Origin of the sequence: Pseudomonas sp. 22490, from assembly GCF_052044465.1 — a bacterium.
GTDB lineage: Bacteria > Pseudomonadota > Gammaproteobacteria > Pseudomonadales > Pseudomonadaceae > Pseudomonas > Pseudomonas aeruginosa.
Window position 1 is genome coordinate 40,785 of the sequence record NZ_JBQENS010000040.1, and the last position, 18,486, is coordinate 59,270.

General features: G+C 69.7%; 16 protein-coding genes and 1 pseudogene. 5 read left to right on the plus strand and 12 right to left on the minus strand.

The features are described 5' to 3' along the window. Positions 1-75: 75 nt before the first annotated feature. Positions 76-321 (plus strand): hypothetical protein, encoded by a 246-nt coding sequence (locus ACTJJX_RS30395; RefSeq protein WP_016852853.1) that lies wholly within the window; start codon positions 76-78, stop codon positions 319-321. A gap of 36 nt (positions 322-357) precedes the next feature. On the opposite strand, the gene ACTJJX_RS30400 is transcribed toward ACTJJX_RS30395, so the two are convergent. From ACTJJX_RS30400 to ACTJJX_RS30410, 3 genes are read right to left on the minus strand one after another with little or no spacing between them, the layout of a single operon-like run. Next, positions 358-1,362 (minus strand): HlyD family efflux transporter periplasmic adaptor subunit, encoded by a 1,005-nt coding sequence (locus ACTJJX_RS30400; protein WP_003113071.1) that lies wholly within the window; start codon positions 1,360-1,362, stop codon positions 358-360. After that, a complete protein-coding gene (locus tag ACTJJX_RS30405; RefSeq protein WP_004343820.1) occupies positions 1,359-1,568 on the minus strand; it encodes a DUF1656 domain-containing protein in 210 nt (69 codons plus the stop codon). Before ACTJJX_RS30405 ends, ACTJJX_RS30400 begins: the two co-directional genes overlap by 4 nt. Further along, positions 1,558-3,732 (minus strand): FUSC family protein, encoded by a 2,175-nt coding sequence (locus tag ACTJJX_RS30410; protein ID WP_016852852.1) that lies wholly within the window; start codon positions 3,730-3,732, stop codon positions 1,558-1,560. The genes ACTJJX_RS30405 and ACTJJX_RS30410 overlap by 11 nt, the downstream gene beginning before the upstream one ends. A gap of 400 nt (positions 3,733-4,132) precedes the next feature. Between ACTJJX_RS30410 and ACTJJX_RS30415 the strand changes: the two genes are divergently transcribed. After that, positions 4,133-5,047, plus strand: a complete 915-nt coding sequence (locus ACTJJX_RS30415; RefSeq protein WP_003089677.1) for a LysR family transcriptional regulator — start codon at positions 4,133-4,135, stop codon at positions 5,045-5,047. A 114-nt stretch (positions 5,048-5,161) separates the two neighbouring features. Further along, positions 5,162-5,431 (plus strand): hypothetical protein, encoded by a 270-nt coding sequence (locus tag ACTJJX_RS30420; RefSeq protein WP_003089681.1) that lies wholly within the window; start codon positions 5,162-5,164, stop codon positions 5,429-5,431. Positions 5,432-5,566: 135 nt separating this feature from the next. Here the strand turns inward: ACTJJX_RS30420 and ACTJJX_RS30425 are convergent, their stop codons facing one another. The 6 genes from ACTJJX_RS30425 to hflK all read right to left on the minus strand — a co-directional run bounded on the left by ACTJJX_RS30425 (position 5,567) and on the right by hflK (position 12,797). Beyond that, the gene (locus ACTJJX_RS30425) at positions 5,567-6,112 is read right to left on the minus strand and encodes a DUF4946 domain-containing protein (RefSeq protein ID WP_003102966.1); all 546 of its coding nucleotides are present in this window, start codon (positions 6,110-6,112) and stop codon (positions 5,567-5,569) included. Beyond that, positions 6,109-8,094, minus strand: a complete 1,986-nt coding sequence (locus ACTJJX_RS30430; protein ID WP_012614117.1) for a cation-translocating P-type ATPase — start codon at positions 8,092-8,094, stop codon at positions 6,109-6,111. Before ACTJJX_RS30430 ends, ACTJJX_RS30425 begins: the two co-directional genes overlap by 4 nt. A 28-nt stretch (positions 8,095-8,122) precedes the next feature. After that, positions 8,123-8,557 (minus strand): hypothetical protein, encoded by a 435-nt coding sequence (locus ACTJJX_RS30435; protein ID WP_003089693.1) that lies wholly within the window; start codon positions 8,555-8,557, stop codon positions 8,123-8,125. Positions 8,558-8,710: 153 nt separating this feature from the next. Continuing rightward, entirely contained in the window at positions 8,711-9,751 is a 1,041-nt protein-coding gene (locus ACTJJX_RS30440) for an SPFH domain-containing protein (RefSeq protein ID WP_016852851.1), read from the minus strand. Then, positions 9,748-10,785, minus strand: coding sequence for a protease modulator HflC (gene hflC, locus ACTJJX_RS30445; protein WP_016852850.1), 1,038 nt, complete (start codon positions 10,783-10,785; stop codon positions 9,748-9,750). Before hflC ends, ACTJJX_RS30440 begins: the two co-directional genes overlap by 4 nt. Before the next feature lie 11 nt (positions 10,786-10,796). Further along, a complete protein-coding gene (gene hflK, locus ACTJJX_RS30450) occupies positions 10,797-12,797 on the minus strand; it encodes a protease modulator HflK (protein WP_016852849.1) in 2,001 nt (666 codons plus the stop codon). Between the two features lie 687 nt (positions 12,798-13,484). Here hflK and ACTJJX_RS30455 point away from each other — a divergent pair. Both ACTJJX_RS30455 and ACTJJX_RS30460 read left to right on the plus strand, forming a co-directional pair. After that, positions 13,485-14,447, plus strand: a complete 963-nt coding sequence (locus ACTJJX_RS30455; protein ID WP_009876508.1) for a polysaccharide deacetylase family protein — start codon at positions 13,485-13,487, stop codon at positions 14,445-14,447. Continuing rightward, complete coding sequence (locus tag ACTJJX_RS30460) at positions 14,444-15,319, plus strand: hypothetical protein (protein ID WP_004349942.1); 876 nt, start codon at positions 14,444-14,446, stop codon at positions 15,317-15,319. The genes ACTJJX_RS30455 and ACTJJX_RS30460 overlap by 4 nt, the downstream gene beginning before the upstream one ends. A 45-nt stretch (positions 15,320-15,364) precedes the next feature. Here the strand turns inward: ACTJJX_RS30460 and gcvT are convergent, their stop codons facing one another. The 3 genes and pseudogenes from gcvT to glyA form a co-directional block, all read right to left on the minus strand. Beyond that, complete coding sequence (gene gcvT / locus ACTJJX_RS30465) at positions 15,365-16,486, minus strand: glycine cleavage system aminomethyltransferase GcvT (RefSeq protein ID WP_003122380.1); 1,122 nt, start codon at positions 16,484-16,486, stop codon at positions 15,365-15,367. A 93-nt stretch (positions 16,487-16,579) separates the two neighbouring features. Further along, on the minus strand, positions 16,580-17,956 hold the full coding sequence (locus ACTJJX_RS30470; RefSeq protein WP_003106759.1) for an L-serine ammonia-lyase: 1,377 nt from the start codon (positions 17,954-17,956) through the stop codon (positions 16,580-16,582). Positions 17,957-18,003: 47 nt separating this feature from the next. Beyond that, positions 18,004-18,486: pseudogene (gene glyA / locus ACTJJX_RS30475) on the minus strand (serine hydroxymethyltransferase); the annotation flags it as partial.

The following is an 18,486-nucleotide window of genomic DNA, read 5'->3' on the forward strand; positions in this document are numbered from 1 at the left end:
TCCACATGCTCCGCGCACCCCGGCGACCGCCGGGGCGAACCGCGCCCTTGCGGCGCCATTGATCGGAGATCAACCATGCAAGCGTTTTCCAAACAGCAACTCATCGATGCGCTGAACGCCCAGAGCAGCGACCTGGCCACCCTGCAGAGCCTGGTCATGGGCCTCTACCTGTGGATTCGCGACAGCCATGGCCAGGCCAGCGTCGATGCGGCCTTCCAGCGCGCCCGCGAGGAGGCCAGGCAATTCCACCAGCAGAGCGGCAACCAGGCTGACGAGCGATTGATCCTGCACCTGGCGGAAATCGTCCGCGAACAACCCTGAGCCATGACCGGCACAGACTGACCGGTTCGGCCTGACTCAAGGCCGCAAGGCAGTCCCGGGCGCCGCGGAATCGACTTTCGCGGTGTCCTCCGCGGGCAGCACCCGGATGGTCGCGGTCACGCCGGCGCGCAAGGTGTTGCGCTGGCGATAGGCGGGATCGATGGCGATGCGCACCGGAATTCGCTGGGCCAGCTTGACCCAGGTATAGCTCGGGTTGATGTTCGCCAGCAGGCGCGAGCCCTCGGCATTCTCCCGGTCGGTGATGGCATGGGCGATGCTCTGCACGCGCCCGTCGAAGCGCTCGCCGCTCATCAGTTCCACCCGCGCCCGGCTGCCAACGTGGATGCCCGGCAACTTGGTCTCCTCGAAGTATCCGCTGACATAGAACGAATCGCGGTCCACCAGCGCCAGCAATGGCACCCCGGCGTGGGCGTAGTCGCCCTCGCGGGTCTGCAGGTTGGTCACGTAGCCGCTGACCGGGGCGCGCACCTGGGTACGTTCGAGGTCGAGACGGGCCTGCTGCAAGGCGGCTTCGGCAAGCTCCACGTTGGCCTGGGCCAGGCCGAGGCTGGCCTGGTTCCTCAGCAACTCGGCCTGGGCCAGGCTGACGTCGGTCTGGGCCTTTTCGTTCTCTTCCACCGATAGCATCGAGCGCTTCTGCAATGCCGAGCGCCGTTGCGCCTCGCTGCGGCGCTGGCGCAACTGGGCCTGGCTGGCCTCGATCGCCGCGCGCGACTCGCCCAGCGCCGCCCGCGCCACGTTCACCGCGCGCTCGGCGCGCAGCACCGCCAGTTCATAGCGCGCCGGATCGATGCTGAGCAGCAGCTCGCCCTTCTCCACGGGCTGGTTGTCGCTCAGCGGCAACCGGGTGATCAGCCCGGAAACGTCCGCCGACAGCGTCACCACATCGGCGCGGACCCGCGCGTCACGGGTCCAGGGCGTGCGGGTGTAGCGTTCCCAGGCGAGGAACACCAGCGCCGCCGCCACCAGCACCGCCAGCAGGGTGGCCAGGCGCGGCCATTTGCCTTGCAACAGGTTCATCGGGACATCTCTCCCATCCACAGGATCAGACCGGCGCAGATCGCGCAGTACAACGCGCCCTGGAACAGCGCTTCGTGCCAGACCCGCTGCAACACGCCGAGGCGCCGCAACAGCGGGTTGAGCAGCAGCAGGATCAGCCAGGCCAGCAGCAGCGCCTGGGCGATCGGCGGCAGGTAGGCGCCCCCGACCTCGACATCAGCGGGCATGTCCGCCCTCCTCTTCTGGTTCTTCGACGACCGCCGGTGCGCCGCGGTCCTCCTCCAGCAACGTCCGATAGCGTTGCAGCGACTGCTGCAGGATCAGTACCGCGACATTCATGATGAAGCGCTGCCGCGTCGCCCCGAGGTCCTTCGACGGCTGCGCCAGCAAGGCCTCCAGGCCCCGGCCGAAACGCCGCAGGGCGGCCAGGGCGAGGTCCTGCCGCGGGGCGTCCGCGCCGCCGGCTATGTAGGCGGCGACCTCGCGCAGCGCCTCGCCCAGCAGCGGCTGCAACTCCAGCGGCACCACCCCGGCGTCATGCAGCGGCTCGCGCAGGCGGTTCAACGCCACGCCCATCACCACGCAGCCCAGGGCGCACTGGAAACGTTCCGCCGCAGCCGGCTCCTGGCTCGCCGGCAGCAGGCCGACCATCACCGCCAGGCGATCGATCATCCGCGTCTCGAAGGCGAAGCGCTGCGCCTCGCTGGCCTCGCAGCGCGACATTTCCGCGACGTCCTGGCGCGACAGGTAGAGCAGCCGGCGCAGGCGCGGGTCGGCGCGGAACGGATAGACCAGGGCGAACACCAGCACGGCGAGGACCGCCGCGGCGAGGAAGCCGCCGACGAACTCGAACCACTGCGAAGCGTTGCTGTAGTAGACCGCGATATTCTGCGGCGCCACCATCAGCAAGGTCTCCAGGCCGATGCCCATGGCGATCCCGGCGCTCAGCGGGCTGCTCAGGCCGACCGCGACCACGTACAGCAGCAACGCCATCCACAGCGCCAGCCACTCGAAGTCGGCGGATGCCGGCAACAGCACGAACAGCAGCGCCGCCGAGATCAGGATCGCCAGCAGCAGCCCGCGCAGGAAGTTCTGCGCCGCCAGCAGCGGACGCGGGAAGGTCGCCATCAGCGAGCACATCACGCCGACCAGCAGCAGGCTGCTGAGGGCGCCGTTCCAGGCGCTGGTGATCCACAGCCAGGCGGCGCAGGACAAGGCGACGAAAGCGCGCACGGCGTTCATCGAGGCCAGCGCCCAGTCCAGGTGCAGCGCCTGCGCCTGGCCACGGCGGTAGAAACTGCTGGCCTGGCGGCCGGACTGGATCGCATCGTTGAGTTCGAGCACTTCGCCCAGGCGCTGGAACAGCCGCGCGTATTCCCAGCGCAGGATCGCCACCTGCGGGCGCAGCGCCGGGCTCAGCGCCTCGTCGTAGGACTCCGCGCGCGTCGCCGCGGCATCGAAGGCCTGGCGCACCGCCTGGAACTCCTCCAGCACCTCGGAGGGTACCGCCCGCCCCTGCTCGGCCAGCGCGTCCAGCACCCGCAATGCACGATCCAGCAGCGCCTGGATATCCGCCGGCAACGGCCCGACCCAGTGCGCCCGCACCAGCAGGCGATGCTGGCGCAGCAGCAACAGCCGCGAGGCCATCAGCACCAGCAGGTTGCCCAGCAACTGCACCAGGCCATCGGCGCGGCGCAGGTTCGGCGCGTCGAAATAGAGGTGCCGGCGCAGGCCGTCCAGCGCGGTGATGCTGGCGACCAGTCGCATCTGCCGCTGGTTGAACGACTCGTCGCCCTCGTCGCCGCGGATCACCGCCGCGGCGTGCCGCGCGGTACTGCGGATCAGGCCATCGACCTGGGCGAAGTAGCCCTTCGCCACCGCCTGCGGACGCGCGCTGAGCAGGCTGACCAGGGCCACGCAGGCGACGCCCAGCAGGGTCTCGGTGAGCCGCACCACGGCGAGCATGAAGGTGTTTTCCGGATCGGGAATCGACAGCACGGCGACGATCACCGCGGTGAAACCGCTGAGCACGAAGGCGTGCGAATCGGTGTAGCGCAGCAAGGTGCCGCCGGCGGTGCAGAGCGCCAGCCAGAGTCCCAGGGCGACGAAGAACGGCAACGGTTGCTGGGCGAACAGCGCCATGATCAGCACCGCCACCACGGCGCCGGCGAAGGTACCGACGACCTGGGCGAAGCTGCGCTTTAGAGCCATCCCGGCCAGCGGCTGGCTGACGATGACCACGGTCATCAGCGCCCACTTCGGCTGCTCCAGGTCGAAGAGGAAGGCCAGGTAGAGGGTCAGCAGCCCGGCGGCGACGGTGCGCAGGGCGAACAGCAGGGTTTCCCGCGGCGGCCGCCAGAGCAAGCGGGCGTAGAGTTTCAGCCCTTCCATGCCCGGCCCCGCACCTCCAGGCAACGGTTGGCCGCGGACCAGGCGGCGATGAAGCGACTCGACATGCTGGTTTCTCGTTCGGGGTTCATGCGGCGGGTTCGCTTCCAGTCTAGAAGGCGCAAGGAAATCCGTGGCCGCCTACGGGGGCGGGCAGGAGCGGTCGGCCACGGAGCGACGAGTCGCGGCTACAGGGTAAAAGCCCCGACGGCCTTCCCGGTAGCGCGTCCAGGCGAAAACCGTTTTCGCTGAGAACGAACGCTGCGGCGCCTTTCGATTGGGTAAGCTTGCTCAAGGCTGGATCGATTTAGCTTGCGAATCAAGCGGATAGAAAGCCCAAGGAAAACGACCAGGAGGAGCCGAGAATGCGTCGAGCGATTGCCACTGTATCGTGGGCCCACCGATGAGCCTGCGTTTCGACGATATCGAAGCCTTCCTCAACGTCGCCGAACTCAACAGCGTGACGTCGGCGGCCGAGCGCATGAGCCTGTCCAAGTCGGTGATCAGCAAGCGTGTCAGCGATCTCGAACGACGCCTCGGCGTCCGCCTGCTTTATCGCACCACGCGCAACGTCGAGCCGACCGAGGCCGGGCATTTCTTCTACAAGGCCGCCAAGGCCTCGCTGCAGGAACTCAACAACGCCGCGGAGATCGTCGCCCTGCGCGAGAACGACCTGTGCGGCGAATTGCGCATCGTCACCCCGATGAGCTTCGGCACCCTCTGGCTGTCGCCGATCATCGCCGACTTCATGAGCCAGCACCCGCGCCTGGAGATCGTCCTGCAGATGGACGACCGCCTCACCGACTTCGAGAAGGAAGGCTACGACCTGAGCATCCGCGTTACCCGCCTGGACGACAGTTCGCTGATCGCCCGGCCGCTGGCCAACAGCCAGCGGGTGGTCTGCTGCAGCCCCGACTACGCGGAACGCCACGGCACGCTGGACACCCTCGAACAACTGATGCAGCACGAGTGCCTGGGCTACAACAACGCCACGCCGAGCCAGGTCTGGACCTTCGAACCAGCGTTCCCCGGCGCCAAGCCCCGTGCCGTCTCGCCACGCGGACGCTTCAGCAGCAACAACGGCCAGGCCATGCGCGACGCCGCCCTGCGCGGCCAGGGACTGGCGTTGCTGCCGCTGTTCATCGTCGCCGAGGACCTCAAGAACGGCCGCCTGGTGGACGCCGCGCCCGGCCTGCGCCCACTCGACGACGTGATCTACGCGATGTATTCGCGGGCGGCGGCGATGTCGCCGAAGGTCAAGGCGTTCATCCAGCATCTCCAGCAGGCGCTGTCGATCCCGCCCTGGGGCAACGGCTGAGCGACCGAACCATTCCCGCGAGGCTCCGGTCAGATACTGGGCATGCGGAGAAGACTCCCAGGAGCCTGTCGTCTCTCCCCCGTCCGGCCACCCGGCCCACAAAGGAGAACTGCCATGATCGTGCGTACCCTGCTCATCGCCGCCGCCCTGCTCGGCGGCACCGCCCAAGCCGCCGAAAGCACCGACCTGTGCGGCGCCAACCTGCAGAAGCTGGACGATATCCTCGCCGTGCGCGGCAAGACCTCGGTCACCGGTGCGCGGGTCACCGAGGTCAAGGAACTCCAGGCCAAGGCCAGGCAGGACCAGGCCAGCGGCGACACCAAGGGCTGCATCACCGCCACCACCCAGGCCCTGCAGATCCTGCAGAACGCCGGGAAGAAATGATCCGCGACAGACGCAAGGCGGATAACCGCAAGCGGTTATCCGCCCTACCCCAATGCAACCCTCCGCAGGGCGAATAGCGCCGCAGGCGTTATCCGCCGACACTCCAGTCCCCGCCCCGACCGCGTCCGATTTCGCTCATTCGAAGCGCAGGCTTTCCCGCACCGCACGGATTTCTGCCTGGCTGGCGTCGTAGGCCTCGGCCAGGCCGGCATAGGACAGCGAATAGGCCGAGGTCTTGCCGGCCGCGGCGAGCAAGGTCTGCTTCATCACCACGGCGCCGCGCTGGCGAATGGTGCAGGTGGTCTCCAGCGCCGCCAGCCCGCCAGTGGTGGACGGCTGCGGCGAGGTGCAGGCGGTCTGCAGGCCGTTGCGCAGGAACTCGATCTGCACCAGCTTGCGCATGTGCCCGAGGACTTTCTCCAGGTTCACTGCCTGCCCGCTCTGCAGGGGCATCCGCGTTACCTCCATCACCAGTGCCTGGGAGCCGTCTGCCTGCAACTTGACCGCGCGCTGGCGCTGGCCGGCGCCGGCCTGGCCGGGCTGCGCGGCGGGCAGGTCGCTGACCTGCCAGCCCGCCGGCCAGCGCGCCATCGACGCCTCGGCCAGGCTCAGCGCGGACAGCGTGCCGACCGCCAGGGCCAGCCAGCGCCAGCCGTTGCGTCGCGTTTGCGCCTGCCTCACGGTGTACCCTCCTCTTCGCGTCCCTCCACGGCCGGCCGGGGCTGCCCGAGGGGCTCCTCGAAACGCAGCAGGCGTCCGGCATTGCCCAGCACCAGCAAGGTGCTGAGGTTGTGCAGCAGCGCCGCGACCATCGCCCCGGCCGCGCCGAGCAGGCCGAAGGCTGCCGCGGCGACGATCGCCAGGGTCCAGCCGAGGCCGATCGCCACGTTGACCTGCAGGGTCCGCCGGCATTGCCGGCTGAGCCGCACGCAGGTGCCGAGGCGGCGCAGGTCGCTGCCGATCAGCACGATATCCGCTGAGGCCAGGGCGATGTCGGCGCCGCCGGCGCCCATTGCCACCCCGACCACACCGGCCTTCAGCGCCAGCGAATCGTTGATGCCGTCGCCGACCACCATCGGCCGGAAACCGCTGCCGATCTCCGCGCCGACCTGGCGCAGCTTGTCCTCCGGCAACGCCTGCGCCACCAGTTGGCGAATCCCCACCTGCTTGGCCACGGCGTCGGCCACCGCCCGGCGATCGCCGGTCAGCAACAGTTGCCGGCCCAGACCCAGTTCGCGCAGATCGGCCAGGGCCTCGGCGGCCTCCGCGCGTACGCTGTCGGCCAGCAGCAGCCAGCCGAGGAAGCGCCCGTCCAGGGCGATTCCGGCGATCGGTCCCTCATGCTCCGGCACCTCGCTGGCGTCGATGCCCAGTTGCTGGAACAGTTCGGGCCGGCCGAGGGCGGCTTCGCCCGCCGCTGTTCGTGCGACCACGCCGAACCCCTGGCGTTCGCGGATATCGCTCAATGGATGATAGGCATCGTGCGCCGCCAGGGCTGCCAGCGCTCGGCTCACCGGATGGCTGCTGGCGGCGCCGAGGCTAGCGGCCAGGCGCAGCACCGACGCCTCCTCGGCGGCATCGGCCAGGCGCAGCGCCTGCAGGCGCAGGCTGCCATGGGTCAGGGTGCCGGTCTTGTCGACCACCAGCGAAGTCAGGTCCGCCAGCTCCTCGAGGAAGGCCGAGCTGCGGATCAGGATGCCATGACGGGCGGCCACGGCGATCCCGGCGATAGCCGTGGCCGGGGCGGACAGCACCAGGGCGCAGGGACAGGCGGCGACCAGCACGGCGAGCATGGCCTGGGCATCGTTGGTGACGAACCAGGTGACCGCGGCGATCAGCAACACCAGCAACATGTACTGCCCGGCGTAGCGCTCCAGCAGGCGGGTGATCGGCGGCTTGGCGCGCTCGGCCTGCTGCATCAGGCCGATCACCTTGCCCAGGGTCGAGGCCTCGCCGGTACGGGTTATCTCGATGCGCAGCAGGCCGTCGAGGTTGATCGCGCCGCCGTAGACCTCCATCCCCGGCACCACCTCGAGCGGCACCGACTCGCCGGTGATCGGCGCGGTGTCGAGACTGGCCTGGCCCTGCAGGACCCGCCCGTCGGCCGGAACCCGGTCGCCGGCGCGCACTTCCACCTGGTCGCCCGCTCGCAGGCTGGCGTTGTCCACCTCGCTCAGGCTGCCGTCGGCCTCGATCCGCCGGGCATGGCTGCGGGTCAGCTCGCCGAGGGCGGCGATGGCCTCCTGGGAGCCGATCACGCTGCGCTCCTCCAGCACGTGGCCGAAGATCATGATGATCGGCAGCAGCGCGGCGGTCAGCAGGTCGCCGCTGGCCCAGGCGCCGAGCATGGCCAGCGCGATCAACTGGTCGGTGACGCCGTGCAGGCTCGGATGCCGCAGGCTGTCCCAGGCCGAGCGGGCCACCGGCAGCGCCACCAGCAGCGACGCGACGCCGAGCAGGATCTGGCTGACCCCGGCCTGGTCCGCCGCCAGCCAGCGCCAGGCCAGGCCGAGCAGCAACAGGCCGAGGGCGAGCATCGCCAGGCTCAGCTGGCGCGCGGCACGGCGCTGCTCGTCGCGGCTGAGCAGGCCGCCGCCGAACGGCAGGTGATGATGGTGATGCGCGCAGCCGCCATGGCTGCCGTGGGCGGTCGGCTCGCTCATGCGCACCTCCCGGGGCGAGCCGCGGCGGCTATTGCGGGAAGCGCGCGTCCGGCCGGCGTACGTAGTCCAGGGCTTCCTTCTCGGTGAGCTCCCAGATCTGCTTGACCTGCCCGTTGTTGTCGCTCTTCAGGCCGACGAAACTGCCCTTGAGCTGGGGCATGCGGCCATAGACGATGAACAGGTTCTGCGCCGTGCGGATGCGCACCGACGGCGCCACCGAATAGCTGACGGTCTTCTTCCCCAGCCCCAGGGTGAGCACGCTGCGCAGCAGGCTCTGCTTGGGCTTCTTCAGGGTGATGACCGGGTACTGCGCGCTGGCCACGAAGCCCACCAGCATGTCGCTCGGCAACTGCCGCGCCAGCGCCTCGCCGCCGCACAGCAACAGCGCCAGCCCGCACAGCAGGGCCCTGCCGGGTGATAGCCGCGCACCGTTGCCCGTGAATGGAATACCGCCTGCCGTCATTGCCCGTCCCGTTCGCCTGGTTGTTCGACTCGGCGCCGCGTTCCGCTGGCGGAAGCGCGTACCGAAGGTTGATGCCGACGCAGGGTAGCCGTTTCACGTTCGCTTGTCCGTCCATTGTTTCACAGCCCGCGAAGGGCACCGTCGGGCAGCGGCTCATTGCTGCCCACCTTGCAGAATCAGGCGGCCATCGTCGCGCGGATCGACGCTGCCGACCGAACCGGCCTTGCCGAGGATCGCCGGCACCCGTTCGCGGTACAGGCGCCAGAGCAGGCCGGCATCGGTCGCGCCCAGCGCCGGGGCCAGGCCAACGATGCTGGCGGTGTCGCGGCGCGCCTGGGCCAGCCGTTCGCCGGCCTCGGCGCGGGCGAGCTGCAGGGTGCGGTCGGCCCCCTCGGTGGCGGCCTGGGTGAGTTTCTCCGCCTCGGTGCGCGCCTTGGCGACGTTCTGCTCGGCCAGTTGGCTGGCGGTCAGCACCGCGTTGAAGGCGCTTACCGCATTGCGCGGCAGGCTCGACTGCACGTCGACCCGCACCACCTGGATGCCCAGCCCGCTGCCGGCCGCGGCCAACGCCGCCAGGCTGTGGTTGATGCCCTGCACCAGGTCGCCGCGCAGGCGTTCGCGGCGCTCGGCGACCGCGCTGTCGTTGCCGAGCAACTCCGGGCGCGCCACCAGGATGGTGTCCAGGTCGCGCGCGGCGCAGACCTGCACGGCGTTGCGCGCCACCAGCCGGTCCAGCGCCGGCAGCACGTGGGCGCCCTGGAGGACGTAGGCGTACGGGTCGTCGACCTTGTAGAACACCCGCACGTCCAGTTGCACCACCCCGGCGTCGCCGGTCAGCAGGTAGCCGGAGCCGGCCAGCGCGTCGCTGGACAGGCTGACGTCGAGATCGGCGCGACGCGCCTGCTCGGAACGCAGCAGGCCCTCGACGCGGCGTTCGATCACCTGTTCGGCGGACGGCAGCAGCACCACCTGCTCCAGCGGCTGCGGCCAGGCCAGCAGCAGGCCGGGACCGGCCAGGCGCTCCAGCGCGCCCAGGCGCAGCACTACGGCGCGGTTCTCCGGGCCGATCTGGCGGACGTTGGAAAACGCCCAGGCCAGCGCCGCCAGGAGGGTCACGCCGAACAGTGCGAGGAACGCCAGGCGTCCGGCCTGCAGCCAGGGGCTGTGCAGCCCCTCGCGCGCTTCGCCGCTCATGGCCGGCGCCTGTTGGCCGGCGCTTCGGCGGGGAACGCCGGCGGCCCGTCGACCAGCACGCGGAACGGTGCGGCATCGGTGCGCAAGACCAGGCGGGTATCGCCGTTGACGATGGTGCCGAGGGTGTCCAGCGAGCGCAGCAGGTTGTACAGCTGCGGCGAACCGGCGTAGGCCTTGCCGTAGATGCGCGCCGCCTCGACCCGCGCCTGGGCCTCGATCTCCGCGGCTTTCACCGAAGCCTCGGCCTGGATCACCCGGGCGTCGCGCTCCGCCGCCGAACGGATCTCCGCGGCCTGGCGACGGCCCTCGGCGGTACGCTCGGTGGCGATGGTCTCGCGCTCGGCGCGCATGCGGTCGACGGTGGCGCCGAGGGTCACCTTGGGCAGGGTCAGGCGCTCGATGCCGACCTGCACCACCTTGACCCCGTAGGTCGCCAGCAACTGATGGTCGATCTGTTCGCGCAGGCGCGCTTCGAAGTCGCCGATACGCACCCGCGACGCCTCGGTATTCACCAGGTCGGCCAGGTCATAGGCGCTGGCGGTGGTTTCCAGCGCCGAGCCGACGAAGGTGCGCAACTGCCGGGCAGCCTCGTCCGGCTGGTTGCGCACCGCGCGCATGAAGCGCTGCACGTTGTCGGCGTCGCCCTGTACCTGCCAGGCCACGTAGGCCTGGACGATGATCCGCAGGCCATCGCGGGTGCCGACGTCCTGCAGGCCGCTGGAGGTGGTGCGCAGGCGCAGGTCGACCGGGATCGCACTCTCGAACGGCAACGGCAGGCGCCAGGCCAGACCCGGTTCGAGCAGGACCCGCGCCGGGTTGCCGAAACGGGTGATGACCATCGCCTCGCCGGAACGCACCTGCACCAGGCAAGCGGCGGCGACGGCGAACAGCACCAGCAGCGCGGCGACCAGCAGCCGGCGCCAGGGCGGCGCGGCCTGTGCGCCATGGCCGTGATCGTGATCGTGATCGTGATCGTGATCGTGATCGTGATGATGCTCGTGGTGGCTGTGCGAGTGGGAGTGACCGAGACTCAAGAGCGCTCTCCTCATGGTGCGGATTGCCCGGCCGCGGACGCCGGAGCGGCGGACGGACGGGACGAAGACGGGGAATCCAGGCGGCCGAGGCCGAAGCTGCGCAGGTCGATGGTCGGCGCGCCGGCGCCGGCGATGCGGTGGTCGATGAGCAGCAGGTTGGCCTTGCCCAGGCCGCGTCCGAGTTGGCGGTAGTAGGCCTCCAGCAGGAAAGCCTGGCCGGCGTCGGCATAGCCTTCCCGCTCGGCGGCGAAGCGCCGGTCGGCGGCCTGCGCGGCGGCCAGGGTCTCGCGGGCCTGCGCGCTGGCCCGGTCGTGCGCCACGCTGGCCTGTAGTTGCGCCTCGTTGCGCTGCGCGGCGGCCTGCCCGCGCTCGCGGGCGATCAGCGCCTGGGCGGTGATCTGCGCGGCCTGCACCGCGTGGTAGGCGTTCGCCGCACCGGCCGGCGGATGGATCGCCTCGACCGCCGCGCCCAGTACCTCGACGCCGCTGCCGAGGCGGTCGAGATCGGCCTGCACGGCCTGGCCGATCTGCTCGGCCAGGCCCGCGCGCTGCTCGCCGAGGACCTCATCGAGGGTCCGCGAGGCGAAGGCATGCACCAGTACGCGGCTGGCGGTGCTGCGCACCAGCGTCGGCACGTCGGCGCTGCGGTAGGTCGCCGCCAGCGCTGCCGCGTCGTCGAGAGCGATGCGGTAGACGATGCGCACGTCCATGTTGACGATCTGGAAGCTCTGCCGACGGTCGGCCAGGCTGGCGATGACCTGCGACTTCTCGCTGACGTGGGAGGCGTCCCACAAGCGGTTGGCGCTATCCGGGGCGGGACCTTCGGCGGGCGCGAGCGGCTCGGCTCCGCCGTCGCCGGCGGCGACGCTGGTGGCCAACTCGTGGACCACCCCGTTCTCCACCGCCAACACCCGCCCCAGCGGCCAGGGCAGCCCCAGGTGCAGGCCGGGGCCGAGCACCGCGACCGGCTTGCCGAAGCGCTCGTAGACACCCCGTGCATCCATGCCGATCTCGCGTACGCCGCTGAGCAGCCAGCCGCTCAGCAACACCACCGCCAGCACCGGCAGGAACGCCCGCCGCATGAAACCGAAGGCCCAGACCTGGCGCAGGTCGATGCCGAAGCGCTGGTGCAACTCATGCTGCAGACGCTGCAGGGGACGCGGCGGCCAGCGCAACAGGTCGGCCAGCAGGCTGGTGGCGACCAGGCGCGGTTCGAGGCCGGCACGCTGCGGCGCGAACATCGCCAGGATCGCCCTGCCCAGCAACTCCAACGCCAGCGCCGCCGGCAACAGGCCGAGCAGTACCGCCAGGCGCGGGGCCCAGGGGTGTCCCTGGCGAGCCAGGAACAGACAGAGGGCGGCCAGCACCAGGGTACCGATCAGCGCCCGCGCCAGTTGCCCGAGGGCCGGGGCTTCCGGCCACTGCGCCGGCCCTTGGCTGGCGAAGCGACGTTCCAGCACCAGCACCGCGAAGGCCAGCAGCAGGCAGATCCCGATGGCGAGGTCGGCCGCTTGCCCGGAACTGGCCGGCGGCAGGTCGAGACGCCAGCCGGCGGCTACCAGGCACAACGCCAGCGCCGCGCTCGCCGCCAGCCACAGCGCAGCGTGCCCGAGCTGGGCCAGGCCGTGGGCGATGGCCTGGCCCAGGCGCTCCAGCAGCCGTTCATAGGCGCTGTCGGCGGCGGCGTCGGGTTCGCCCCGCTGCCAGCGCAGCCAGGCAGGCCGCGCGCTGGCCTCCGCGCCGAGGACCACGCAACGCCAGGCCGCGACCCGGTAGGCCGCGTGCAGACCGGCGAACAGGACCAGCCAGGCCGCGCCGAGGTTGTACAGCAGCGGCGGCCAGAGCGAGTCGGCGGCGAACAGGCCGATGAAGAACCCCAGCACGGCGCAGGCGGCGGCCAATGCGACGCTGGCCGCTGCCCATCGCCACAACTGGCGCAACTGCCGGGGCGCCTGCTGGAAACGCGGCAGCGATTCGGCGGCGACGCCCTCGGCGTCCAGGTCGACTCTCATCTTCACTCCAGGCAAAACTCGAAGGTACCGGCCAGGCCGGCGCAAACGCCCGCAACTTTATAACAATGCGCGTTAAGAAGTTGTCATGATTTGAAAAACAGTCTGCATCCCAAGGCTCTTGACTGGAAGACGAGAGTCTGTGTGCAGCACCCTGGGCAACACCTAACCAATCGAAAGGTTCTAAGCAGCCGGGAAAAACCACCGGACATCCGTGCAAACGACCATTCGTCGGCAATTCTCATTCAAATCGGATTTCTTATAACCAATCCGCATAGGCCTACCGGAGCCCTCATCTCCCCCGCAAAGGCACGCCATTCCGGGCCTCGACGCGTAGCCGGCAGGCCTTTTCGCATAGCCTGACGGTTTTATAACAGCGGCAGAGCGTCAATAATCCGACCATCGACTGTGATAGCGTCAAAAAAGAATCATATCGATCCTTTGTAGCGTTATCCGGTGCCATGCAGTCCTTATCGAACAACCGCCGGGGCCTCGCCAAGCCCCGGTTCGAGCCACGCATTGCGTGGTCGCAGCAAACGTTTGTGCGGATTACCCCAGGAGGCTCGCCCATGACCGAATCGACTGCCGGGGCCGGAGTCTATGGCACAGCCTCCGGACAGGCTGGCGAAAGCCCTGCCGCGCGCAGGGAACGATCGCCGGTGACGGATCGTCGATGAGCCGGGGGAAGCCATGCGAAGCCTGATCGGGATGACGTTCCTGAACTCCTCCGTAGGCCAGCGGCGGCTGCGCCAGAACGGTATCGTGCTGCGCCTGGGACCGGTAGTCGCGGATCGCCGGCGCGCGACCCTGCCGCACCGGCAAGGTCACTGCCTCGATCGTCAGGACCTGGAAACCCTGTTGCTATGGCTACAGCGGCACTTCCTCTGCGTGCCCCTGGAACACCTGCTCGAAGGCCCCGCTCCAGCCTGCCTGCGGATCGCCCTGAGCGTCGACGGCAACCCTGCGGAACTGGCCGAGCAGGTCTATCCGCTGCTGGAACGCTACGAAATGCCGGCGAGCGCCTTCATCGGCGGTGACCCGCGCAGTTGGCGCGAAGCGGTGGCCGAGACGCTCTGGCAGGCCGATGCGACTGCCGCCGGACCCTTGCTGGAACTGCTGGAGGGTTATAGCGGCGCGGCACTCATGGCGGTGTTCGAACGCACCGGCGACGACCAGCGTCGCAGCCGCAACCTCGACCTCCTCCTGCGCAAGCTGGAACGCCTCGACCCGGCCTCGCAGCAGGCCTTGCACGCGGCCTGCCCGGTTCCCGCACCGTACAGCGCTGGCGACTGGGAGCGGGTCCGCCGCCTGGAAAACAGCGGCCTGCTTCGCTTCGGCCTGCGCGGACAGGAGCCGCACCCATCGGCAGGCCTTTGCGCCGAGGACTGTCTCGGCCGCGCCCACCGCCAGCTCCAGCAGCATTGCGCCGCCCCCCTGCCGGTGTTCTGCCAAGCTCGCACCACACCCGCCGCGCAACCCGGCCTGCGCGCCGCCCTCGGTCGGCTTGGCTACCGCTTCGCCTTCGGCGCGCGCAATGGCCTGGTGGATACCCGTTGCGACCCGCTGGACCTGCCGCGCATCGAGGTGGATGCGGCGATCGCCGCCCGTCCCGGCCGGCTGGCCTGGCGCATCTATCGTGGAGCCCGCCCATGAGCATGGCTTCCAGCCCGTTCCCAAGGAGGCGCGACAGGCAGTCGCCCTCCGCCGGAAGACCGCCCGAACCACGGGAAGCGAACGCGCCGTCGCCCGCCACGCCGCAGCGACGCCGCTCTCAGGGATATGGCCAGCCCAGCTGGCCCGGTATCAGCAAGGATCGTCCCATGACTGCAGACACCCCTACCTCTGTCGCTACCATCAACCACCTGCTGCTCGGCGCGCCCTACACCAGCCCACTGGTGATCCCCGGCGACTGGCTGGTCGACGAGCTGGAAGGCGCCGTGGAGGTCGGCGGCTTCACCGACGGCCTGTTCCGCTGGCCGACGCGCAAGCGCAGCGGCCGCCCTTCGCCGATTCTCTGCGGCGACCTGCTGCGCGCGGTACGTACCGAATGCGCCGAGTCGGTGCAGTTCTGGTGGGGGTTCAGTCCGAGCCTGGTGGGGCGCTGGCGCCGCGCCCTCGGCGTGACCCGCCGCAACAATCCCGGCGACCAGGCGGTGGCGCGCGCCCGCGCCGCCCTCGCCCGCTCGCTGGACCGCAAGGCGCCGCCGAAGGCACCGGCCGCCTGGTCCAGCGAAGAAGTCGAGTTCATCCGCCGCCACGGCAGCAAGCGCAGCCTGGCCTGGTGCGCCTACATGCTCGGCCGCAGCTACCAGAGTGTCGCCAGCAAGGCCGAGGAGCTTTCCCCGCACAGCGGGCGCGACCGCAACAATGCGATCTGGAGCAAGTCCGAGGAAGATCTGTTGCGCCAGCACTACCAGCAGCGCGGCTCGCTATGGTGCGCGCAGCAGACCGGCAAGACCCGCGCAGCGGTATTCCACCGGGCCAAGAAGCTGGGCCTGCAACGGCAGCGGCCGAAACACCCGTGAGGCCGGTCGCCGCCCTCTCCCGCCGAGGCGAGAGAGGGCCAGTGCTCAACCGCGGTAGTAGCGCTGCGCCACGAAGGGCATCTTGCTGACCACCAGGGTCACCGGCTTGCCGCGCACCATCGCCGTCACCTCGCTGCCCAGGCCGGCCAGCTCGCTCGGCACGTAGCCCATGGCCAGCGGCGCGTTGAGACTCGGACCGAAACCGCCGCTGCTGACCTTGCCGATCGCCCGCCCCTGGGCATCGACGATCTCGGCGCCCTCGCGCACCGGCATCCGCCCCTGCGGCAGGAAACCGACGCGCTTGCTGGCAACGCCCTGCGCCTGCTGGGCAAAGATCCGCTCGGCGCCGGGGAAGCCGCCGGCGCGCACGCCGTCGGCGCGGCGCGCCTTGGAAATGGCCCAGCCGAGGCTGGCTTCGACCGGCGTGGTGGCGCTGTCCATGTCGTGGCCGTAGAGGCACAGGCCGGCTTCCAGGCGCAGCGAGTCGCGCGCGCCGAGGCCGATCGGCGCCACTTCCGGCTCGGCCAGCAGGCGCCGCGCCAGGGCCTCGGCATGGGCGGCGGGCACGGATATCTCGTAGCCGTCTTCACCGGTATAGCCGGAGCGGCTGACGTAGCAGTCCTGGCCGAGCAGCTCGACGCGGGCGAACTGCATGAAGGTCATCTGCGCCACCTGCGGCGCCAGGCGCTCCAGCACCCGCACCGCCGCCGGTCCCTGGAGGGCGAGCAAGGCACGCTCCTCAAACAGCGGCTCGACGCTGCAACGGTCTTCCAGGTGACGACGCAGGTGCGCCAGGTCCTGGTGCTTGCAGGCGGCGTTGACCACCAGCAGCAGGCAATCGCCGAGGTTGGCCACCATCAGGTCGTCGAGGATCCCGCCCTGCTCGTCGGTGAACAACGCGTAGCGCTGCTGGCCCACCGGCAGGTCGAGGATGTCCACCGGCACCAGGCTTTCCAGGGCCAGCGCCGCATCGGCGCCCACCAGGCGGATCTGGCCCATGTGCGAAACGTCGAACAGACCGGCCTGCTCGCGGGTGTGCAGGTGCTCCTTGAGCACCCCGGCCGGGTACTGCACCGGCATGTCATAGCCGGCGAAGGGCACCATCTTCGCCCCCAGTTCCAGGTGCAGGGCGTGCAGGGGCGTCTTGGCGAGGGTTTCTGCGGTCATGTTTCACTCCATGGCATCCCGGCCTCCTGTCTGCCGGAGAGCCGCGATCGATTGTCGGGAAAGAAAAAAGAAGCGCCGGCGCAGCGGCGCGGTTCAGCATTCGATGATGTTCACGGCGAGGCCGCCGCGCGCGGTTTCCTTGTATTTGCTTTTCATGTCGGCGCCGGTCTGGCGCATGGTACGGATGACCTTGTCGAGAGAGATGAAATGCTGGCCGTCGCCGCGCAGAGCCATGCGCGCCGCATTGATCGCCTTCACCGAAGCCATCGCGTTGCGTTCGATGCAGGGCACCTGGACCAGCCCGCCGACCGGGTCGCAGGTCAGCCCGAGGTTGTGCTCCATGCCGATCTCGGCGGCGTTCTCGACCTGCTGCACGCTACCGCCGAGCACTTCGCAGAGCGCTCCGGCAGCCATCGAGCAGGCCACGCCGACCTCGCCCTGGCAACCGACCTCGGCGCCGGAGATCGAGGCGTTTTCCTTGTAGAGGATGCCGATCGCCGCCGCGGTGAGCAGGAAGCGCACCACGCCGTCGTCGTCGGCCCCGGGGATGAAGCGCGCGTAGTAATGCAGCACCGCCGGAATGATCCCCGCCGCGCCGTTGGTCGGCGCGGTCACCACGCGGCCGCCGCTGGCATTCTCCTCGTTCACCGCCAGGGCGTAGAGGTTGACCCAGTCGAGCACACTGAGGGCGTCGCGCAGACCGGCCTCCGGCCGCTGGCACAACTGGCGGTGGAGCGCCGCCGCACGGCGCCTGACCTTCAGTCCGCCGGGCATGATGCCCTCGTTGCGGCAGCCGGCCTCGACGCAATCCTGCATCACCTGCCAGATACGCAGCAGGCCGGCACGGGTTTCCTCGGCGGGGCGCCAGGCCTTCTCGTTCTCGGCCATCAACTGGCTGATCGACAGGCCTTCGCGGACGCAATGGTCGAGCAGTTGCCGCGCGGTCTTGAAGGGGAACGCCAGCGGCGTGCGGTCCTCGACGATGCGGTCGAGGCCGGCGGCCTCGTCGTCGACCACGAAACCGCCGCCCACCGAGTAGTACTCGCGGCTGCGGACCTGCAGGCCGGCGGCGTCGAAGGCACGGAAGATCATGCCATTGGGATGGTAGGCCAGCGGCTTGCGGATCAGCGCAAGGTGTTCCTTCTCGACGAAGCGGATCGGCCGCTCGCCGAGCAGGCGCAGCTCGCCGCTGGAACGGATGGCATCGAGCCGAGCGGGAATCGCGGCGGTATCCACCTTGTCCGGCTGCTCGCCCTCCAGGCCGAGCAGTACCGCCTTGTCGCTGCCGTGGCCCTTGCCGGTGGCGCCAAGCGAGCCGTACAGCTCGACCTTGACGCTGGCAGTGGCCTCCAGCAACCCCTCGCGCCTCAGCCCCTCGGCGAAGCGCGCGGCGGCACGCATCGGCCCCACGGTGTGGGAGCTGGACGGCCCGATGCCGATCTTGAACAGATCGAAGACACTCAGGGACATGCTCGTCTCCGCTTGCGGATTGGCCGCCACCACGGCGGCGTTCCTGTTCAATCAGCGTAGACCGGGAAGTGCCGGCAGAATTCGCCGACCTGGCCCCTGACCCGTTCGCCGACCTCGGGATTGTCGATATCGTCGAGGATGTCGCAGATCCAGCCAGCCAGTTCTCGGCACTCGCCCTCGCGGAAACCGCGAGTGGTCACCGCTGGGGTGCCGATGCGGATGCCGGAGGTGACGAACGGGCTCTGCGGATCGTTCGGCACAGCGTTCTTGTTCACCGTGATGTGCGCCGCTCCGAGCGCCGCGTCGGCGGCCTTGCCAGTCAGCCCCTGCTTCACCAGGCTGATCAGCATCAGGTGGTTGTCGGTGCCACCGGAAACCACGTCGTAGCCGCGCCCGATGAACACCTCGGCCATCGCCTTGGCGTTGCGGATCACCTGCGCCTGGTAGTCCTTGAAGCCCGGCTCCAGCGCTTCCTTGAAGCACACCGCCTTGGCCGCGATCACGTGCATCAGCGGGCCGCCCTGGGCGCC